The organism is Williamsia sp. (assembly GCF_016462415.1).
Classification (GTDB): Bacteria; Actinomycetota; Actinomycetes; order Mycobacteriales; family Mycobacteriaceae; genus Williamsia_A.
Genome location: NZ_JAEMTF010000033.1, coordinates 6,075 through 25,885, shown reverse-complemented (window position 1 = coordinate 25,885; position 19,811 = coordinate 6,075). Strand labels below are relative to the sequence as shown.

Annotated in this window: 20 protein-coding genes and 1 pseudogene; 13 read left to right on the top strand and 8 right to left on the bottom strand. The window is 69.1% G+C overall.

The features are described from left to right. Window positions 1-31: 31 nt before the first annotated feature. A complete protein-coding gene (locus JHC79_RS10345; RefSeq protein WP_296390324.1) occupies window positions 32-412 on the bottom strand; it encodes a DUF4345 domain-containing protein in 381 nt (126 codons plus the stop codon). Window positions 413-447: 35 nt separating this feature from the next. Then, window positions 448-1,260 (bottom strand): HAD-IIA family hydrolase, encoded by an 813-nt coding sequence (locus JHC79_RS10340; RefSeq protein ID WP_296390322.1) that lies wholly within the window; start codon window positions 1,258-1,260, stop codon window positions 448-450. Between the two features lie 82 nt (window positions 1,261-1,342). On the opposite strand from JHC79_RS10340, the gene JHC79_RS10335 reads away from it, so the two are divergent. The 4 genes from JHC79_RS10335 (at window position 1,343) to JHC79_RS10320 (ending at window position 5,779) form a co-directional block, all read left to right on the top strand. Next, entirely contained in the window at window positions 1,343-2,686 is a 1,344-nt protein-coding gene (locus JHC79_RS10335; RefSeq protein ID WP_296390320.1) for a dipeptidase, read from the top strand. Window positions 2,687-2,694: 8 nt separating this feature from the next. Continuing rightward, window positions 2,695-3,927 carry a gephyrin-like molybdotransferase Glp gene (gene glp / locus JHC79_RS10330; RefSeq protein WP_296390365.1) on the top strand — a complete coding sequence of 411 codons (1,233 nt, stop codon included), beginning with the start codon at window positions 2,695-2,697 and terminating at the stop codon, window positions 3,925-3,927. Window positions 3,928-4,133: 206 nt separating this feature from the next. Next, on the top strand, window positions 4,134-4,832 hold the full coding sequence (locus tag JHC79_RS10325) for a phosphatidylserine decarboxylase (RefSeq protein WP_296390363.1): 699 nt from the start codon (window positions 4,134-4,136) through the stop codon (window positions 4,830-4,832). Beyond that, window positions 4,829-5,779 carry a phosphatidylcholine/phosphatidylserine synthase gene (locus tag JHC79_RS10320; RefSeq protein ID WP_296390317.1) on the top strand — a complete coding sequence of 317 codons (951 nt, stop codon included), beginning with the start codon at window positions 4,829-4,831 and terminating at the stop codon, window positions 5,777-5,779. Before JHC79_RS10325 ends, JHC79_RS10320 begins: the two co-directional genes overlap by 4 nt. Before the next feature lie 4 nt (window positions 5,780-5,783). On the opposite strand, the gene JHC79_RS10315 is transcribed toward JHC79_RS10320, so the two are convergent. Next, on the bottom strand, window positions 5,784-6,269 hold the full coding sequence (locus JHC79_RS10315; RefSeq protein ID WP_296390315.1) for a hypothetical protein: 486 nt from the start codon (window positions 6,267-6,269) through the stop codon (window positions 5,784-5,786). Window positions 6,270-6,422: 153 nt separating this feature from the next. Then, window positions 6,423-6,875, bottom strand: coding sequence for a hypothetical protein (locus JHC79_RS10310; RefSeq protein WP_296390313.1), 453 nt, complete (start codon window positions 6,873-6,875; stop codon window positions 6,423-6,425). Window positions 6,876-7,111: 236 nt separating this feature from the next. Between JHC79_RS10310 and JHC79_RS10305 the strand changes: the two genes are divergently transcribed. From JHC79_RS10305 to JHC79_RS10275, 7 genes and pseudogenes are all read left to right on the top strand, one after another. Continuing rightward, window positions 7,112-10,042 (top strand): Na+/H+ antiporter subunit A, encoded by a 2,931-nt coding sequence (locus JHC79_RS10305; RefSeq protein ID WP_296390311.1) that lies wholly within the window; start codon window positions 7,112-7,114, stop codon window positions 10,040-10,042. Beyond that, the gene (locus JHC79_RS10300) at window positions 10,039-10,662 is read left to right on the top strand and encodes a Na(+)/H(+) antiporter subunit C (protein ID WP_296390309.1); all 624 of its coding nucleotides are present in this window, start codon (window positions 10,039-10,041) and stop codon (window positions 10,660-10,662) included. The genes JHC79_RS10305 and JHC79_RS10300 overlap by 4 nt, the downstream gene beginning before the upstream one ends. Beyond that, window positions 10,659-12,263, top strand: a complete 1,605-nt coding sequence (locus JHC79_RS10295) for a Na+/H+ antiporter subunit D (RefSeq protein ID WP_296390307.1) — start codon at window positions 10,659-10,661, stop codon at window positions 12,261-12,263. The genes JHC79_RS10300 and JHC79_RS10295 overlap by 4 nt, the downstream gene beginning before the upstream one ends. Beyond that, entirely contained in the window at window positions 12,260-13,090 is an 831-nt protein-coding gene (locus JHC79_RS10290) for a Na+/H+ antiporter subunit E (RefSeq protein ID WP_296390304.1), read from the top strand. Before JHC79_RS10295 ends, JHC79_RS10290 begins: the two co-directional genes overlap by 4 nt. Beyond that, a pseudogene (locus tag JHC79_RS10285) lies at window positions 13,087-13,341 on the top strand (monovalent cation/H+ antiporter complex subunit F); the annotation flags it as partial. The gene JHC79_RS10290 and the pseudogene JHC79_RS10285, both read left to right, overlap by 4 nt. Before the next feature lie 71 nt (window positions 13,342-13,412). Further along, a complete protein-coding gene (mnhG, locus tag JHC79_RS10280) occupies window positions 13,413-13,745 on the top strand; it encodes a monovalent cation/H(+) antiporter subunit G (RefSeq protein WP_253660328.1) in 333 nt (110 codons plus the stop codon). Between the two features lie 129 nt (window positions 13,746-13,874). Continuing rightward, window positions 13,875-15,158 carry a CdaR family transcriptional regulator gene (locus JHC79_RS10275; RefSeq protein ID WP_296390300.1) on the top strand — a complete coding sequence of 428 codons (1,284 nt, stop codon included), beginning with the start codon at window positions 13,875-13,877 and terminating at the stop codon, window positions 15,156-15,158. A 30-nt stretch (window positions 15,159-15,188) separates the two neighbouring features. On the opposite strand, the gene JHC79_RS10270 is transcribed toward JHC79_RS10275, so the two are convergent. The 4 genes from JHC79_RS10270 to JHC79_RS10255 form a co-directional block, all read right to left on the bottom strand. After that, on the bottom strand, window positions 15,189-16,316 hold the full coding sequence (locus tag JHC79_RS10270; RefSeq protein WP_296390362.1) for a glutamate--cysteine ligase: 1,128 nt from the start codon (window positions 16,314-16,316) through the stop codon (window positions 15,189-15,191). Continuing rightward, window positions 16,316-17,035: a superoxide dismutase family protein gene (locus JHC79_RS10265; protein ID WP_296390298.1), complete on the bottom strand. Its 720-nt coding sequence runs from the start codon at window positions 17,033-17,035 to the stop codon at window positions 16,316-16,318. Before JHC79_RS10265 ends, JHC79_RS10270 begins: the two co-directional genes overlap by 1 nt. 91 nt (window positions 17,036-17,126) lie before the next feature. After that, window positions 17,127-17,654, bottom strand: coding sequence for a LytR C-terminal domain-containing protein (locus JHC79_RS10260; RefSeq protein WP_296390359.1), 528 nt, complete (start codon window positions 17,652-17,654; stop codon window positions 17,127-17,129). Between the two features lie 25 nt (window positions 17,655-17,679). After that, a complete protein-coding gene (locus JHC79_RS10255; protein ID WP_296390296.1) occupies window positions 17,680-18,078 on the bottom strand; it encodes a DUF3263 domain-containing protein in 399 nt (132 codons plus the stop codon). 182 nt (window positions 18,079-18,260) lie between these two features. Here JHC79_RS10255 and JHC79_RS10250 point away from each other — a divergent pair, with 182 nt between their 5' ends. After that, window positions 18,261-18,881, top strand: a complete 621-nt coding sequence (locus tag JHC79_RS10250; protein WP_296390294.1) for a peptide deformylase — start codon at window positions 18,261-18,263, stop codon at window positions 18,879-18,881. Then, the coding region (locus JHC79_RS10245) for an N-acetyltransferase (RefSeq protein ID WP_296390292.1) at window positions 18,868-19,811 on the top strand (944 nt) is incomplete at its 3' end. The genes JHC79_RS10250 and JHC79_RS10245, both read left to right, overlap by 14 nt.

Below are 19,811 nucleotides of genomic sequence, written 5' to 3'. Positions count from 1 at the left end.
TGTGGACCGATGAGTCAGCGAATGTCGACGATCACGAGGACTCGGTGTCTCGGCCGAACACCGACCGATGCCAGAGCAGGACCGCTGGTACACCGATCAGCTCGAGCGCGGTCGCGGCCTGGAAGACCGGGTGCGGCCGGCCGACGGCCCGCCACGACAGCAGCCGGGGCACACCGCCGGCGGCGGCGAGACCGAGCAGGATCCTCGAGGTCGTCGCACGCTCACGTGGTGCGGCCGCCGACCACCACAGACCCGGCCCCGCGGCGAACCAGAAGACGTTCACGAACCGGTATTCGCTGTCCACACTCGGCGTGGTCGTGCCTCCGCCGGGCGCACTCGGGGGGCCTTCGAGAATGCCCCGCGCGCCGGATACCGCCGGGAGGATTCCCAGCAGCGCGACCGCACCCGCCACCGCCGTCTCGTTCGACGGTCTCCGGATCCGTCGCGTCATCGGCGTCCGCGCTCTGACGCCATCTCGTCCCACAGCGCGGGTAGATCGGCGACGGAGTCGATGACGTGATCGGGCACCGGGCCGAACTCGTCGCTCTGCACCGTCGCCAAGGCGTCCGAGCGGAACTTGCCGGTCCGAACCAGCACCCCGATCAGAGCCGCGGCCTGCGCCCCGAGGACGTCGTTGTGCAGGTCGTCACCGACCATCACCACCGACGTGGGTTCGATGCCCATCGCCTCCACCGCCGCCCGGAACCCCACCGGCGACGGCTTGCCGATCGCCCGGATCTTCGCTCCGGCAGCCTTTTCCAGGCCTTCGAGGTACACGCCGGTGTCGATCATCATGCCGCGGTCGGTCGACCACGTCATCGATCGGTGCATCGCCACCACCGGGACCCCGGAGATCATCAACTCCAACACCCGCGAGATGGCGTCGTGGGTGAACTCGGGCCCGGCGCCGCCGAGCACGACCACCTCGGGGTCGTCGTCGGCCGCGCACAGCGACACCCCGTCCATGTCGTCGGCGACCGGGCCGTCGTTGAGCACCCACGTCCGCTTGCCGGGGTACTCCGCCTCCAGGTACTCCGCGGTCAGCTTGGCCGCGCTGAGGATCTCGTCGGCGGCGACGTCGAAACCGCAGTCGGTCAGCGCGGCGGCGATCTGCGCGCGCGACTTCGAGGTGGTGTTGGTGAGGAACAGTCGGGGGATCCGGCGTTCGGTCAGCGTCGCGAGCGCCTCGACAGCTCCGGGCAGCGGCTGCCACGAGGTGACCAGCACCCCGTCGATGTCCAGCAGCAATCCCTCGGCCATAGGGGAAATCTAGTCGCCACACGGTGACCATGCAGTACGCGACCACCGGGTCACACGGCCGCGAGGTGGCATGCTGAGATTCATGTCCACGCTCACCGATCTCACCGAGGGCGTCGACCGCCTGATGCCCCGCGCCCAGGCGGATCTGACCTCCCTGGTCGCCTTCCCGTCCGTGCACATCGCACCCGACCAGCGCGCAGCGTGCGCCGACGCCGCCTCCTGGGTTGCCGACGCGTTCGCCGAGGTCGGGGTGCCGTGCGAGTCCATCACCACCTCCGACGGCAGCACCGCCGTCGTCGGACATCGGCCCGGCCCCGACGGCTCGCCGACGGTGCTGCTCTACAGCCATCACGACGTCCAGCCCGCCGGCGACACCGCTCTCTGGCACTCCCCCGCCTTCACCCTCACCGAGCGCGACGGCCGTTGGTACGGACGCGGCACCGCCGACTGCAAGGGCAACGTGATCGCCCACCTGACCGCGTTGCGCGCGGTCGGCGACGATCTCGCCTGCGGGATCCGGGTCGTCATCGAGGGATCCGAGGAGGCCGGCGGCGAAGGGCTCGACCATCTCGCCCGTGAGCGTCCGGAACTCTTCGACGCCGACATGATCCTGATCGGGGACACCGGCAACGTCGCGGTGGGCACCCCGACCCTGACCACCAGCCTGCGCGGTGTGGTCAACGTGAAGGTGACCGTCTCGACCCTGGGCTCCGACGTGCACTCCGGCCAGTTCGGTGGCGCGGCACCGGACGCACTGGCCGCCCTCGTCGCGGGACTGGCCAGCCTGCGTGACGCCGACGGCAACACCACCATCGACGGCCTCGACTCCGACCAGACCTGGGCGGGTGCACCCTACGACCCCGACGTGTTCCGGACGGACGCAACGATTCTCGACGGTGTCGACATCATCGGCTCGGGCGCGCCCGCCGACATGGTGTGGGCCCGACCGGCGGTCACCGTCATCGGGCTCGACGCCCCGCGAACCGCCGAGGCCGCCGCCGCGATCGTCCCGACCGCCGCGGCCATGCTCAATCTCCGTGTGCCGCCGGGGATGGATCCCGCGATCGCGCTCGACGCGCTGACCCGGCATCTGCAGGCGCACATCCCCTGGCACGCACAGGTTGTCGTCGACCCGGAGGCCACCGGCGCGCCGTTCGCCGCCGACACCACCGGCCCCGGCTATCGCGCGCTGAGTGAGGCGATGGAACAGGCCTACGGTGCGCCGGTCGCCCATTCCGGGCAGGGCGGGTCGATCCCGCTGTGCACGGTGCTCTCCGAGATCTGCCCGCGCGCGGAGATCGCCCTGCTCGGGGTGGAGGAGCCGCGGTGTCGGATCCACGCCCCGAACGAGAGCGTCGATCCGACCGAGATCGCGCGGACCGCACTGTCGGAGGCGTTGTTCCTGCGGTCGTTCGGCACCCGGTGACCGCCCCGCTGCGGTCGGTGTCCGACCACCAGGCCCACGTCGCCTCGTTGTTCGGACCGGCACGGACGGTGCGGGTCCCGATCGCCGATGCACTCGGCCGCGCCCTGGCCGTCGACGTCGCAGCGGCGGTCAGTCTGCCCGGCTTCGACAACTCCGCGATGGACGGATACGCCGTGCGTGCCGCCGACATCGCCGGCGCCTCGGCGGATGAGCCCGTGCGCCTCCCGGTGGCCGAGGACATCCCGGCCGGGCGCACCGATCCGCTCACCCTCACCGAGGGCACCGTCCACCGGATCATGACCGGCGCCCCGATGCCCGCGGGCGCCGACGCGGTGGTCCAGGTCGAACTCACCGACGGCGGCGACCAGAGGGTCTCGATTCACGGGTCGGTTGCCGTCGGCACCGCCGTGCGGCGCGCCGGCTCCGACATCGAGGCGGGTGAACCGGCCCTGCTCACCGGGACGGTGATCGGGTCCTCCCAGATCGGTCTGCTCGCCGCACTCGGTGTCGCCGAGGTGGAGGTCACCGCCCCGCTGCACGTCGTGGTGCTCTCGACCGGGTCGGAACTCATCGCGCCCGGCAACCCGCTCGAGCACGGGCAGATCTACGAGAGCAACGGTGCGATGCTGTGTGCCGCCGTCCGATCCGCGGGCGGCGAGGCGACCCTGGTGCACTTCGTCCCCGACGACGTCGGGCAGTTCCGGGCGCGCCTCGACGAGATGATCGACGGGCCCACCGAGGTCGACCTGATCCTCACCTCGGGTGGTGTCAGCGCGGGCGCCTACGAGGTGGTCAAGGACGCCCTGACCGGTCAGGGCGTCGACTTCCTCAAGGTCGCGATGCAACCGGGCATGCCCCAGGGCAGCGGTCGATACACCAGCGCGACCGGCACCACGGTCCCCATCGTGACCCTTCCGGGCAACCCCGTGAGCGCGCAGGTGTCGTTCGAGATCTTCGTCCGACCACCCCTGCGCGACGCCATGGGTCTGCTCGCACACCGTCGTCGGATCCGGGCCACCCTGGCCGACGATCTGCGCTCACCCCGGGGCAAGCGCCAGTTCCGACGCGGGGTGTTCACCCACGCGGGCGGGGCGGACGGTGTCGGCTCGGTCATCCCCATCGGGCCGCCGAGTTCGCACCACCTGAGGTTCCTCGCCTCGGCCAACGCGCTCATCGACATCGACGCCGACGCCGACGACGTCTCGGCCGGGGCCACCGTGGAGGTCATCCTGCTCGATTGAGCGGTTGACCTGCGATCACGTCGATCGTAGAAGGAGCAGGCAGGTCCCTCGACCCCTACCCTCTACCCTGAATGCGACAACGCAGACCGGCGTTGGACGACAGCGGGAGGCAGAACGACGTGGCGAGACGCCCGAAGACGGGGATCGATCGCCCGGGAATTGCGGGGGCGCCCGAGGGCGGCGCGGTCACCGAACACACCACCGGTATCGCGCACGTCGCGGAGCTGATCCGACACACCGTCCCGACGATGCATCCCGCAGGGATCCCGTTCGTCGCCGGTCCCGCCGCGGTCGCGGTGCTCGCACGCCGACACCGGTGGATTCGTACCCCTGCGACCGCGCTCGCCCTCGCGAGTGCCACGTTCTTCCGACACCCCACCCGCGTCCCGCCGGTCGTCGCCGGTGCCGTGGTGGCGCCCGCCGACGGCGAGATCACGATCGTCGACGAGACGGTCCCGCCGGTCGACCTGGGGCTCGGCGACCAGCCGCTGCCGCGGGTGTCGACATTCCTCAGCGTGTTCGACGTCCACGTCCAGCGTGCACCGGTGGCCGGTGAGGTCGTCTCCGTCGTGCACACCCCCGGCCAGTTCCTCTCCGCCGACCTGCCCGCGGCGAGCATCGACAACGAGCGCGTCAGCATGCGCATCCGGACGTCCACCGGGAGCGGTGACGCGGCGATCGACGTCGGTGTCGTGCAGATCGCCGGATTGATAGCACGTCGGATCGTCTGCGAGCGCGCGGTCGGCGACCGGGTCGAACTCGGTGAGACCTACGGGCTGATCCGGTTCGGCTCACGTGTCGACGTGTACCTACCGGCCGGGACCGTCCCCACGGTCCTCGTCGGACAGCGCGCGGTGGGCGCGGAAACCGTTCTCGCCACCCTGGATGCGCCGGTGTCGACATGATCGACTCGCCGCGTCCCCGCGTTCGCACCCCCTACCGCTCTCCTCGTGAATCGCGCCGCCGCCGACTTCGAGCGAGCGTGTCGGAGAACCGATCCCGCGTTCCCGACCTGGGCGGGGGCCGACTGCTGTTGCCGTCGGCGATCACCGTGCTGGCCATCTGCGCAGGCCTGTCGGCGGCGAAGTTCGCACTCGACGAACGCATCGACCTCGCGGTCGGGATGATCGCCGCCGCAGCACTTCTCGACGGTGTCGACGGGCGGATCGCCCGGCTGCTCGGGGCGACGACCCGCATCGGCGCCGAGCTCGACTCGCTCGCCGACGCGATCAACTTCGGCGTCGCACCCGCACTCACCATCTATCTCGTGTTGTTGCGCGGTGAGGACAGCGGCTGGGTGCTGGCGCTGATCTACACCTGCGCGATCGTGTTGCGTCTGGCCCGTTTCAACACCCTGCTCGACGACACCAGCGCACCGAAGTTCACGAAGGACTTCTTCGTCGGGGTGCCTGCCCCCGCGGCAGCGCTGATCGCGTTGCTGCCCATCGCCGCCGAACAGCAGTTCGGCTACGGCTGGTGGACCTCTGCGGCGGCGGTCGGCTCGTGGATGATGCTGACCGCGGCCCTCGCGGTGAGCCGTATCCCGACCGCGTCCCTCAAGTCGTTCGCGATCCCGCCCCGCGCGCTGGTGGGCCTGCTGATCCTGGTCGCCGTGGGCGCCGCACTGCTGGTGACGTTCCCGTACATCCTGATGTTCGTGGCCATCCTCGGATACCTGCTGCACATCCCGTTCGCCTGGCGATCCCGGCGCTGGGTGGAGAAGCGACCCGAGGAGTGGGACACCCCGCCGCGCGAACGTCGTCTCGAGCGGCGGGCCCGTCGCCAGGTCTCGCGCACGAGGCCGCGCAAGTCCGAGGCACGACTCGGACTGCGCCGCCCCGAGCGACGATGACGATCTAGCCGGTCGTGGTGCCGGTCCCCGTGCCCGACCCGGCTGCCCCGTCGGTCCCGTCCTGGGTCTGACCGCCGAAGGCCCCACCCGGGACACCGTTCTGGGTCCCACCGAACTGTCCGCCGGCCTGGCCCGAACCCATCTGGCCCGAACCCATCTGACCCGAGCCGGCCTGGCCCGGGCCCATCTGCGAGACGCCGGACTGCGGCGTGGACGACGAGCCGGCGTCACCGGCCCAGTACCCCAGACCGAAACCGGCGGCGAGGAACGCGACCGCGATCCCGACCCCGCCGGCGATCAGGGCGTTCTTGAACTCGGTGCTGCGCGCGCCCATCGACTGCGCGAACGACGGCCGCGGCCCCGCCACGATCCGATCGGTCGCGTCGGGGTGGGCGAATCCGGTCGGGACGAACTCGTACCGACCGGGGTGCTGCTGGGGTTCGCGCTGCTGGGAACCCTCGGCAGCCGGTGAAACGGGTGTGGTGGTCACAGATCTCTCGCTTGTCGTCAGGCGGGCCGTGCACGCCGGTCACCGCGGTCGCGACACCGTCGGACGACCGGTGTCGACGTCCTTGATAACGACCGGATCTGTGCGCGAGCTGTCCGGTTTCTGTGATTCAGCTCGTGATCGTGCGCGCGTCGGTCAGGACGCCGACACCTGGTAGAACACCGAGTTGGGTCCGCCCGCGGCGCCCGCGACACTGCCGACCTCGACGGTGTAGGTCTTGCCGACCTTCGACGCGGTCAGGACCACCACCTGATTGCCTCCGTCGGTGGTCTTCTGCACCTCTTTGAAGCCCCCACCGGTGAGGGTCTTCACGGCACTGTCGAGCGCGGCGGTCGTATCGGCCGGACCCTGCACGGTGAGATTCCAGCCCTCGTCGGCCGATCCACCCGCCGAGAGCACCGCGCCGCTGATGAGCGGCACCTGATCGGTGGGGAAGTCGTCGGGCAGAGCCACTCCGGACGGGCCGCTCGGCTGGGCGGGCGAGGAGTCGTCGGAGCCGCAGCCTGCGAGCACGAACAACGCCAGCACCGCCAGCGCCGCCGCCCACCACGACGCCCGAGCACCGTGCACACCTTCTCGACCCGTCATCGCTGCCTCATCCGCACCACGCATCGCGCCACCCCTCGACCGAGAACATCCATACCGACGACCACTCGGGTCGCACCGTATCGTGCCATCCGGTCGGATTGCGCGCCGAGCACCGCCCGACGACCCGATCGTCGCGCGAGCAGGCCCGACGGTAGGGTGAAGAGACGGTTATCGCAGTGAGCTCGACTTTCCTGCGCCGCCCGACACCCCGCCCATCGATACGACGGAGTGCTGCGTTGATCGCGATTCTGGTTGCCCTGGCCCTCACGGCCCTGGCTGCACCTGCGATCATCTCCTGGCTCGGCCGTCGAGGGTTCTATCTCCTCGCCGTCGCCCCGGCGGCGTCGATGGTCGCCGTCATCGCCGACTGGCCCTCCGAGGGCGCTCCGCCCCGCACCGAGACCATCACCTGGGTCCCCGCGCTGCAGATGGACATCGTCCTGCGCATGGACACCCTCGCCGCGGTCATGTCGATCCTCGTGCTCGGCGTCGGCGCGCTCGTCCTCTGCTACTGCGCCGAGTACTTCGACGAGATCAAGCGCCGGGTCGCGGGTTTCGCCGCGCAGATGGTCGCGTTCACCTTCGCCATGTTCGGCCTGGTCACCAGCGACAACATGATCGTGCTCTACATCTTCTGGGAAGCGACGACGGTCCTGTCGTTCCTGCTCGTCGGCTTCTACGCGCAGCGCGCGACATCCCGCCGGGCCGCGACACAGGCCCTGTTGGTGACCACCGCGGGCGGTCTCGCGATGCTGGCCGGCATCGTCATGCTCGGCGAGCGTGCGGGCAGCTACCTGCTCTCCGACATCCTGGCCGACCCACCGTCGGGGATGTTGATCAGCATCGCGGTCGTACTCATCCTCATCGGCGCGATCAGCAAGTCGGCGATCGTCCCGTTCCACTTCTGGCTGCCCGGTGCCATGGCGGCCCCGACGCCGGTCAGCGCCTATCTGCACGCGGCCGCGATGGTCAAGGCCGGCATCTTCCTGGTCGCGCGTCTGGCCCCGGGCTTCTCCGACGACGTCGCCTGGCAGGTGACCGTTGTCGGACTCGGCCTGCTGACGATGGTGCTGGGCGGATGGCGCTCGCTGCGCGAGTTCGACCTCAAGCTCATCCTGGCGTTCGGGACCGTGTCCCAACTCGGCTTCCTGATGGTGCTCGTCGGCATCGGTGACACCAACGTCGCGCTCGCCGGGATCGCGATGTTGGTGGCCCATGCCCTGTTCAAGGCGTCGCTGTTCATGGTCGTCGGTATCATCGACCACTCGACCGGTACCCGCGACGTCCGCAAACTCGCCCGCCTCGGCGCCGCGTCCCCGGCGCTGGCGATCATTGCGAGTGTGTCCGCGGCGAGCATGGCCGGCCTGCCCATCACCATCGGCTTCGTCGGCAAGGAGGCCGCGCTCGGTGCGGTCGCCGAGACCGGGGCGCTGACCACGTGGCAATCGGTGGCCGCGACGGCGATCCTGGTCTTCGGGTCGATCCTGACGATGGCCTACACGGTCCGGTTCCTCGCCGGTGCGTTCGGCCGCAAGGTGCGCCGCGAGCCGAGCCTGGCCGTGGCCAAGATGCACCACCCGTCCGCGGCGTTCATGGCGCCCGCCGGGTTGCTGGCCCTGCTCGGTGTGGCCGCGGGATTCGCCTCCGGTCCGCTCGGCTCGCTGTTCGAGCCGTACGCGAAGACGCTGCCCGCGCACGGTCACGAGATCGAGCACCTCGCCCTGTGGCACGGGTTCAAGCTTCCGCTGCTGCTCACCGCGATCGTCATCGTCGGTGGTGTCACCGTGTTCCTGCTGCTGCGTCGCCGGCGTCGGCGTCTGGGATTCACCTCGCCGCCGCTGGGCAACGCCGACCGCATCTACGACTACGTGCTGCGCGGCGCCGACACCGCCTCACTGGCGCTGACCCGGGTCACCCAGCGCGGTTCGCTGCCGCTGACCCAGGGCGTCATCATGGTCACCCTGATCATCGTGCCGACCGTCGCGTTGTTCCTCGGCGCACGGAACCGGTTGGACGTCAACGGTTTCGACTCGGCGATCCAGGTCGTGATCGGCGGGATCATGGTCGCCGCCGCCATCTCGGCGACCCTGCTGCGCAACCGTCTGGCCGCCGCCCTGGTCGTCGGTGTCACCGGTTACGGCTGCGGGATGCTGTTCGCGTTCTACGGCGCCCCCGACCTCGCGCTGACGCAGTTCCTCGTCGAGACGCTGACGCTGGTCATCTTCGTGCTGGTGCTGCGCAAGCTCCCCGCCGAGGCCGAGGCGCGTCACACCACCGGGTTCAAGCCGCTGCGTGCCCTGATCGGCCTGGCCTTCGGCGCCCTGCTCGTCGTGGTCGGCCTGTTCGCCGCGGGTGCGCGCAGCACCATCCCGATGCACGTCGACATCCCCGAGGCGGCCTACAAACTGGGCAACGGCGCGAACGCCGTCAACGTCCTGCTCGTCGACATCCGCGCGTGGGACACCCTCGGTGAGGTGTCGGTGCTGCTCGTGGCGGCCACCGGTGTCGCGTCGATGGTCTTCCGCCACCGCCGCTTCGGCTCGGCCCCGCGAGTCGCCGACGCCGCCCGCCTGCAGGGCGCGAACCCCGACATCGACGACGGCATCCCGTCGGCACGCACCACCTGGTTGCGCGGCAGCGACTTCCGCGACCCGCGGCATCGCTCGATGGTCCTCGAGGCCACCACCCGACTCATCTTCCCGACCATGGTCGTGGCATCGATCTACTTCTTCTACGCGGGCCACAACGCACCCGGTGGCGGATTCGCCGGCGGCCTCACCATGGGTATGGCGCTGGTGCTGCGCTACCTCGCGGGTGGTCGATACGAACTCGGCGAGGCCATCCCGATCGACGCCGGCCGCATCCTGGGCCTCGGTCTCGGGTTGTCGGTGTCGACGGCTATCGCGTCCGTGCTCGCCGGGGCCCCGGCCCTGTCGTCGGCCACACTCGAGGTCACCCTGCCGGTGCTCGGCCACATCAAGCTCGTCACCGCGTTGTTCTTCGACCTCGGCGTCTATCTCATCGTCGTCGGCCTCGTCCTCGACGTACTGCGCAGCCTCGGCGCGCGCCTGGACATCGAGGAGACCGCGACCACCGCGGCCGGGTCCCGCGCGGCCAACGACGCGGCGTTCGCCGAACGCGAGATCGACGGGACGGTGACCCGATGAGCGTCAACCTCGGACTGCTGGTCGTCGTCGGCCTCGTCGCCGCGTGCGGCGTCTACCTTCTCCTCGAACGCAGCCTCATCCGGATGTTGCTCGGACTGTTGTTGGTGGGCAACGCGATCAACCTGCTGATCATCACGATCACCGGGAGCATGGGCAACCCGCCGATCTACGGCCGCGACTCCGACAGCCGCACCGGCGACTCCGATCCGCTCGCGCAGGGGATGGTCCTGACGGCGATCGTGATCACGATGGGTATCGCTGCGTTCGTGCTGGCCCTCGCCTACCGCTCGTTCGTCATCAACACCGACGACGACGTCGACGACGACCCCGAGGACATCAAGGTCAAGAGCCAGTCGCTGGCCAGTGCGCCCGACCGCGACCGCAGCGACGACCCCGTCACCGGTACCGACACCAAGATCGGTGACATGTTCGACGACGAGGGGAACCCGCTGTCGGAGGAGGAGATCCGCTCCCGCAAAAGGAACCGGATCGAGGCCGACCTCATGCCCGAGGGGGTTTCGGAGAACACCACCGACGACCTCATCGAGGACGACACCGACGACGATCCCGAGCCGAGCGACGACACCGCGAGCACCGGGAAGGGAGGTGGCGGGACATGATCGACCAGCACTGGTTCGCAACCCTGATCGTCATCCCGTTCCTCGTCCCGCTCGGCGGCGCGGCCCTGACCCTGGTGATGGGTCGCAGCCCGCGTGTTCAGCGGGCGGTCACCGTCGTCGCGATCTCCGCGGCGTTCGTGGCGTCGTGCATGTTGCTCTATCTGACCAACCGCTACGGCACCTACGCCCTGCACGTCGGCGGCTGGGACGGGAAGGGCTACAGCAACGGCCCCCTCGGCATCACCCTTGTGGTCGACCAACTCTCGTCACTCATGCTGGTCGTCTCGACGGCCGTGCTGCTGTGCGTTGTCCTCTACGCCGTCGGGCAGGGTATCCGCGACGGCACGAGCGAACAGCCGGTGTCGATCTTCCTGCCGACCTACCTCGCATTGACCGCGGGTGTCTGCAACGCCTTCCTCGCGGGCGACCTGTTCAACCTCTACGTCTCGTTCGAGGTACTTCTCGCCGCGAGCTTCGTGCTGCTCACCCTCGGTGCCAGTGCCGACCGGGTGCGCGCGGGGGTCTCCTACGTCATGGTGTCGATGGTGTCGTCGCTGATCTTCCTGGCGGGCATCGCGTTCGCCTACGCGGCGACGGGGACGCTCAACCTCGCCGAGATGGCCATCCGTCTACAGGACATCCCCGAGGGCACACGCGGTGCGCTCTATGCGGTGTTGCTGGTGGCGTTCGGCATCAAGGCGGCAGTGTTCCCGCTGTCGACATGGCTGCCCGACTCCTACCCCACCGCCCCGGCGCCGGTCACCGCCGTGTTCGCCGGATTGCTCACCAAGGTCGGTGTGTACGCGATCATCCGGGCGCACACCCTGCTGTTCCCCGGCGGTTCGATGGACACGGTGCTGCTGGTCGCGGGTCTGTTGACGATGTTGGTCGGCATCTTCGGTGCCATCGCCCAGTCCGACATCAAGCGTCTGTTGTCGTTCACCCTGGTGAGCCACATCGGTTACATGATCTTCGGTATCGCCCTGTCATCGCGGTTCGGGTTGTCCGGCGCCATCTTCTACGTGGCGCACCACATCCTCGTGCAGACCACGCTGTTCCTGGTCGTCGGACTCATCGAACGTCAGGCGGGGTCGGCGTCGCTGCGGCGGCTCGGTGGTCTCGCGGCGAGCCCGTTGCTGGCCGGGTTGTTCCTCGTCCCCGCCCTCAATCTCGGCGGCATCCCGCCGTTCTCCGGGTTCATCGGCAAGGTGGCGCTGATCGAGGCGGGCGTCCAGGACGGCAGCGTCCTCGCCTGGCTGCTAGTGGCCGGGTCCGTGGTCACCAGCCTGCTGACCCTCTACGTCATGGCCCGCGTCTGGACGAAGGCGTTCTGGCGTCCGCGCGCCGACGCCCCCGAGGGTGACATGGCCGACGTCGGACCATCCGCTCTGGTCGAGGAAACCGGCGACATCGCGTTCGGTGACCGTGCCGACGTCGGCCGGATGCCGGTGGGCATGGTCGTGCCGACGATGATCATGGTCGTCGCCGGCGTGGCTCTGACCCTGTGGGCCGGACCGATCTTCGACTTCACCAACGCCGCGGCCGCCGACCTCACCGACTCGAACATCTATCTCGACGCCGTGTTGGGAGGGACGCGATGACCCGCCCGATGGGACACGCACCGGCCAAGGGGCCGATCCGCGGTCGGATCCACCACGCCTGGCGGATGAGTTTCATGTTCTGCTGGTGGAACCTGGCCCGCCTGGCGGTGGGTCTGCGCAACCGCGTCCACCTGCTCGGATGGCTCGGCGCCGACGGCCGCGAGATCGCCGTCCGGCTGTGGACCATCGCCTGGCTGACCTTCGTCTGGGTCCTGCTGTGGGGAACCCTCTCGTGGGCCAACGTCCTCGCCGGGATCGTGGTGGCGCTGGTCATCATCTACCTGCTCCCGCTCCCCCGGGTACCGGTCGAGGGCCGGATCCACCCGGCCACCGTCGTGGTGCTCGTGGGTCGACTGTTCTGGGACTTCGTCGTCTCCAGCGCCGAGGTGGGCTACGCCGCGATCCGACCCCGCCGACCACCGCTGTCGGCGGTGCTCCGGACGCGCCTGGCGATCAAGTCCGACATGGTGCTCACCCTGGCCGTCGACTACCTCAACCTGGTCCCCGGCACGATGGTCGTCGAGATCGATCACCGGCGTCGGCTGCTCTACGTCCACGTCTTCGACGTGAGCAGCGAGAAGAAGGTCCGCGACTTCTACAAGCAGGTGGCCACCGTGGAGCGGCTGTTCATCCGCGCGTTCGAGCGCGACAGTGAGTGGCACCCGAGTCCGTACCACGGCATCGACGAAGAGTTCCACCACGTGCCCTCCAGCTTGCGCGAGCACCTGCAGACCGCGACCGACAAACAGCTCGACGGCGGCCGGGGGAAACGCGACGCCCCGGTCTCGGACACCGCACGCGGGACAGAATCGGGAGGCACACCATGATGGTCGTCTGGATCATCGCCGCGGTTCTGTTGATGGCCGCGGCGATCATCACCACCGCCCGGATCCTGCTGGGGCCGAACACGCTCGACCGCCTGGTCGCGCTGGACACCCTGATCGCGTTGTCGATGTGCAGCCTCGGGGTCTGGGCCGCCTACAGTCTGGACTCCACCGTGGTCCCGGCCATCGTGGCGTTGTCGCTGCTCAGCTTCGTCGGGTCGGTCGCCATCGCCCGCTTCCGTGTCCGTGACGACGTGGTCCGCGCCGGGACGCCCGCATCCGACGACGTCGACGCGGGGTCACCGTCGCCGGGAAGTGAGCGCACATGATCTCCGACATCATCGTCGCCGTACTGGTGCTCAGCGGTTCGGTGCTCGCGTTGACCGCCTCGATCGGGGTGCTGCGCTTTCCGGACACCATGACGCGGATGCACGCGGCCACCAAACCGCAGACCTTCGGACTGCTGCTGATCCTGGTCGGCGCGATGATCCGTCTCTCCGGCAGCGTCGACTTCGGGATGCTCGTGCTCTCCGGGCTGTTCGCGTTGATCACCGCACCGGTCGTCGCACATCGCATCGGGCGGCTCGCCTACCAGGAACAACGCGCTCGCGACGACCTGATGCGCGACGGGGACATGGATTCCGGCGCCGCACACTGAGATGTCGTTAGGCACGGAAACTGTGCATTCGCACACTTTCGGAGCGAAATCTTATACGTTAATGTCCACAACACGGATTAATCACGCGCAGGCACGGGGGTGCGTGGGATACGAGCGGGGAGCAACACCATGACGACTCAAAGCAGGGGTCTGGACATCAACACCATCGAGGGCACCGACCTCGCGGCCAACGCAACACTCCGGGTGGCCGGACGGCCTGCGTCGCGGACCCTGTCCGACATCAACAAACTCGCTACCGAGATGGTCGGCCACTTCGCCGACAACGTCGTTCCCTGCGGCACCCTGCCCGGCGAGCAACTGCACGGTGACGTCACCCAGGTGACGCAGACCTGCCTGCGTCTGGCCATCGAGATGCTCGACGACCAGACGATTCCCGGGGACGCGCAGCTCGCCCAGATCCGCGAGTCCGCCGCTCAGTGGGCGCGCGAGGGCGTCCCGCTCGACACGATCATCCACACGTATCACGAGGGCATCAAGATCGGTTTCGACCTGATCGCCGCGCAGGCCGGCGCCGATGACCTCGGTGACCTGGTCTCCGGGTTCAAGCTGGTCATGAAGCTGCTCGACACCTTCACCGCCAACGTGGCCACCGCGTACGTCGAGGAGCAGCGACTCGTCGCGAGCCAGCACCAGTCGGCGACGCAGACGCTCATGTCGGCGTTGCTGTCGGGCCACACCGCGTCGGCCGTCGCACGTCAGACCGGCATCCCCATCGCGAATCGCTACCAGGTGGTGTCGCTGTCGATGGCGCCGCACCCCGACGAACTCGACCCGCGGGTCAACACCAAGATCGCCGCGCGGCGCAAGCTGCGTCGGGTGCAGTCGGCGCTGGCCACGATGTTCAACTCGCGGGCGCTGACACTGCTCAGCAACAGCGGCGGCACCGTGCTCGTCCCCGCCGATCCCGATCTGCCGTTGCTGACGAACGAACTGCTCGCCGAGTTGTCGGTGCACGCCGAGGCCCCGATCATCGCCACGCAGTCGATCGGCCCCACCGAGAAGATCCCGGATCTGTCCGACGAGACGCACGATCTGATGGACCTGGTCCGCGCGATCCGGCGTCCGCCGGGCCTCTACGAGATGCAGGACCTGCTCATCGAGTACCAGATCACCCGACCGGGTCCGGCCCGCGATCACCTCGCGTCCACGCTGAACCCGTTGGACAGTCACCCCGAGCTTCTCGAGACCCTGCGCGTGCACCTCGAGACCGGGTTGAACCGGAAGAGCACCGGACGGCGGATGCACATCCATCCGAACACCGTCGACTACCGGCTGCGGCGCATCACCCAGACCACCGGCATCGATCTCGCTCTGCCCGAGGGCATCTCACGCGCCCACATCGCGTTGCTCGCGCTCGACCTGCAGACGCAGGCGTCGCGCCCGATGGTCTGACCTCTCGACACCGCGACGGAGTCGTCGCGCTCAGCGTCCGAGTTCGTGGACGACGAGCGCCACGACGTCGCGCATGTCGCCGGTCCGCTCGAACACCGTGCGCTGCCGCTGGTACGAGCCGCGTCCGCCGGTGATCTCGGCGACCGAGGCAAGCTCGTCGACGCAGTCGAGTCGCCGGGCCACCGGCTCGAGTCGGGTGAGGATGTCGGCCAGGTCGTCGGTGACGAGTCGCTCGTTGCAGTCCGCGTCCTGGATGATCACCGCGTCTAGCCCGTACCGGGCCGCGCGCCACTTGTTCTCCTGAACCAACCACGGCGCCATCTCCCGCGGCAGCGTGCCTGCGGTGAGCTGGGCGTCGATGTCGACGACGAGGCAGTGGATCAACGCGACGATGGCCTCGAGTTCGCGGACATTCGTGGCGCCGTCGCAGACCCGGACCTCGACCGTGCCCAGCCGTGGGGACGGGCGGATGTCCCAGCGGATCTCGTTGACGTGGTCGATGATCCCGGTGGTCTTCTGGTCGGCGACGAACGCCTCGAACTCGCCCCACTGCGAGAACTGGAACGGCAGACCGGCAGTCGGCAGCTGCTGGAACATCATCGCCCGGTTGCTCGCGTACCCGGTGTCCTGCCCCGACCACATCGGTGACGACGCCGAGAGCGCCAACAGGTGCGGGTAGTACGCCAACAATGCGTTGACGATCGGCAGCACCTTGTCGCGACGGTCGATCCCGACGTGGACGTGCACGCCCCAGATCAACATCTGGCGTCCCCACCACTGGGTCCGCTCGATCAGTTCGGCGTAGCGCGGCGCCTCGGTGAGCTGCTGGGTCGACCACTCGGCGAACGGGTGGGTGCCCCCGCCGTAGAGGTTGACACCCAGGTCGTCACCGATTCCGCGCACGACTCCCAGCGTTCGACGCAGATCGGCCATCGCCTCGGCGGTCGTGGTGCAGATACCCGTCACCAACTCGACGGTGTTGCGCAGCAGCTCTTTGTGGATACGACCCTGCGACGCCGAGTCGTCGAGCTCGACGACCCGGTCGAACAGCGCGGCAGCCGAATTCGAGAGATCACCGGTCACCTTGTCGACGAGTGCGAACTCCCACTCGACACCGATGGTGGGGGCCGGTGAGCCCCGGAACTCGATGGCCTCGATCACTCCTGCTCGATGACTCCGCAGGCGATCCGGCCGCCGGCGTCACCCGTCGACAGGGTCTCCTGATCCGGTGCAGGCGCATAGCGGGTGGGGATGTTGGCGAAGTTGTCGGCATTGGCGTGGATCATGATCGACTTGCCGACGATGTCGCCGATGGTGAATGCGTCACTCGTGGTGACGGTCTCGCCGGTGCCCGCCGCGGAGACGAACATCGAGACCAGATCGCCGCTCGCCGGATGGCCGGTGCGGCCGTCGACCTGCAGGTGCGAACCGGCCGAGAGGAAGGCGCCGGGTGCGCCGCCGGTGGGGGCGACGGAGTTACTCTCACACTTGCCGACCGAGTGCAGGTGCATGCCGTGGAAACCGGCCGGGATCCCGGAGGTCACCTTGACGTCGACCTTCACCTCGGCGCCCTCGGTGGTGAACGTCGCGGTGCCGACCTGGGTGCCCTGCGGGCTGATCAACGATGCGGTCGCGCCGCTGCTCGAGCCCTCCGAGCCGGACTCGCCCGCGGGGGTCTCACCGACGCCGAGGCCGCCCGGCGCCTGGTCACCGGTGATGACCGGCGGCGTGGTGCCCTGCTGGCTCGAGGGCTCCTCGCCGGGGCTGCACGCCGCCAGCACGCTTCCCGCGGCGAGCACCGAGGACGCGAGCAGGAGTGCGCGCCGCACCGAGGTGCGGCCGCGTGCACCAGAGGTGGGGGTCGGCTGGTGGGTCATCGCTGAGGGGCTCCCTTGTTGTCGGCGCCGCCCGCTGCGCTCCCGGCGCCCGAGCTGGCTGTCGTGTCTGGCCGAATCATATCGGTCGGCTCTATCGGGTGATGACGACGACCGCCAACCCGCCTCGGCACTGCGTGAACGAGGACGGCTTGAGGTCGGCGGTGGCGTCGTTGCCCAGGTCGGACACGAGGCGGTCGGCCTCGGACTCGAGCGCCGACGGGTAGAAGACGGTGTTCTCGGTGATGCTGGCCGACTGCAGGTTGCCCGGCTCGGCGACGCGCCAGCCCTTCGACTTCAACGACGCGGTGACCTCGACGGCGAGACCGCTGATCGAGCCGGCGTTGTAGACACAGGCGAGCGGTCCGGCGGTCGACGAGCTGCTCGGGTCGGTCGAGCTGGAGCCGGCACCGGAGGCCGATGCGCTCGTCGATGCCGAGGTGCTGGGTGCGGCCGCGGACGCCGAGCTCGACGCAGCCGCCGCACGGAGATCTGCCTCGGGGCTGCTCGTCGTCGTCACCGCCGAGTGCCAACCGAGGCCGATGCACACGACAGCCACCGCGAGCAGCAACATCGCGCCTGCGCGGAATGGCAGCCGATTGGGTTCCCGATCCGGGGTCATCACGGCCGCTACTCTACGGACGCGATCAGGTGATCTCGAATCCGAGGCGACGCGCGGCGCGGGCCTTCTGCCTGCTCGCACGCAGACGACGGAGACGCTTCACCAGCATCGGATCGACCGCGAGCGACTCCGGCCGGTCCACCAGGGCGTTGAGCACCTGGTAGTAGCGGGTCGCCGAGAGGCCGAACAGCTCCTTGATGGCTTCTTCCTTCGCGCCGGCGTACTTCCACCACTGGCGCTCGAAGGCCAGGATGTCGTGTTCGCGGCGGGTCAATCCGTCGGCCCCGACGACATTGCTGTCACCACCGTTGACGTCGGGTCCGGTGCTCGAGGTGGGTGAATCGGCCTGGTCCCCGGTGGCCTGGTTCGCCGAATCGGCGGGTTGCCCCGACCGCTTCTGGCTTCGCGCAGTTGCGCCGTCCATCTCGCTCCCTTGAGGTTCTCCTCTACCGACACATCGTCGCTGCCCACGACCCCTGGTCGCGGTAGCCGACGAAGGGGAGAGAAGGAAACTTACATCGATGTGGTTCGTTGAACATCTAACCACGGCCCGGGCCCGATTTCGGGTTGGGCGTGCCGGTGTCGAGCACTAGTAATCTGTGCCGCATGGCAATTCTCCCCATCTGCATCGTCGGCGAGCCGGTGCTGCACCGAGCGACCGAGCCGGTGGCCCTCGACGCGCAGGGCCGGCCGCCCGCGGATGTCGTTGCGCTGCTGGACGACATGTACGAGACGATGGACGCGGCGCACGGCGTCGGACTGGCCGCGAACCAGGTCGGCGTCGGTCGGCGTTTCTTCGTCTACGACTGCCCCGGCGGCGAGACCCGCGGCACCGAACGCCTGCGTGGCGAGGTGATCAACCCGGTGCTCGAGACCTCCGAGATCCCGGAGGGGATGCCCGACCCCGATGACGACGACGAGGGCTGCTTGTCGGTGCCGGGCGAGCAGTTCCCCACCGGGCGAGCCGAATGGGCCAAGGTGACCGGCGTCGATCGCACCGGCGCGCCGGTGGAGATCGAGGGCACCGGGTTCTTCGCCCGCATGCTCCAGCACGAGACCGGACACCTCGACGGTTTCCTCTACGTCGACGTCCTGGTGGGCCGAAACGCACGCGCGGCCAAGAAGCTGATCAAGAAGAGCGGCTGGGGTGTGCCGGGTCTTACCTGGACCCCGGGCGAGGGCCCCGATCCCTTCGGTCACGACGACCCGGACGATGACGAGGACTGACCCCGCGTCCCCCTCGCCCGGCGATCGTGTCGTGGTCCGATTCCGTAAGGGCGCAGGCGCTCCCGGCGACTGGCGACGTGACCCGTCGGCCACGGCCAGCGACGTGACCGGCGTGTTGGTGTCGACGGGTGCCGACGTGGTCGTCGCCCGCGACGGCGACGAGATCACGGTCCCGGCCGCGCTGGTGCTGTCGGTGCGGGCGCTCTCGGACCGTCCGGTGCGGAACTCCGACATCCGGTCGCTCGAGATCGCGGCCGCACGGGGTTGGCCGGGAACGGATTTCGCGGTGATCGACGGCTGGCTCGCCCGCGCCGGCGGCGGGTTCACCCGTCGCGCGAATTCCGCGACGCCCGTGGAACGCGGGGCGACCCTCGACGACACATCGGTCGCCGCGCTGGCGCAGTTCTTCCACGCACACGACCTGGCCACGAGATGTGCAGTGGTGGAACGTCTCATCCCCGCATCGCACGTCGATCCGGACCGATTCGAGATCCAGGCCGTCGCAATGGTGCGATCCACCGATCCGCTGTCGGTGACCGCCGGCGTCGACGTGGACACGTCGACCGTGCCGGCCCCCGGATGGGTGCAGGCCTACCTCGACGAATCCGGCCGGTCGTCGGCGGGTGATGTCGCGACCGCGGTGCTCACCGCGTCGGTCGACGGGATGCTCGCGTTCTTCTCGGTCTCCGACGACCAGGGGCTCGTCGCGATCGGACGCGGGGCGGTGACCTCCGACGAACCGTTCGGCGCCGATCCCGGTTCGGGACAACGGTGGGTCGGAATCGCGTGTCTGTGGACGGCTCCGCGGGCACGGGGCACCGGTATCGGCAGCCGGATGGTCGCCGAGGTGCTCCGGTGGGGCCGGGACCAGGGCGCCGACAACGCGTACCTGCAGGTCGAGGCCGACAACGTCGACGCCATCCGCCTCTA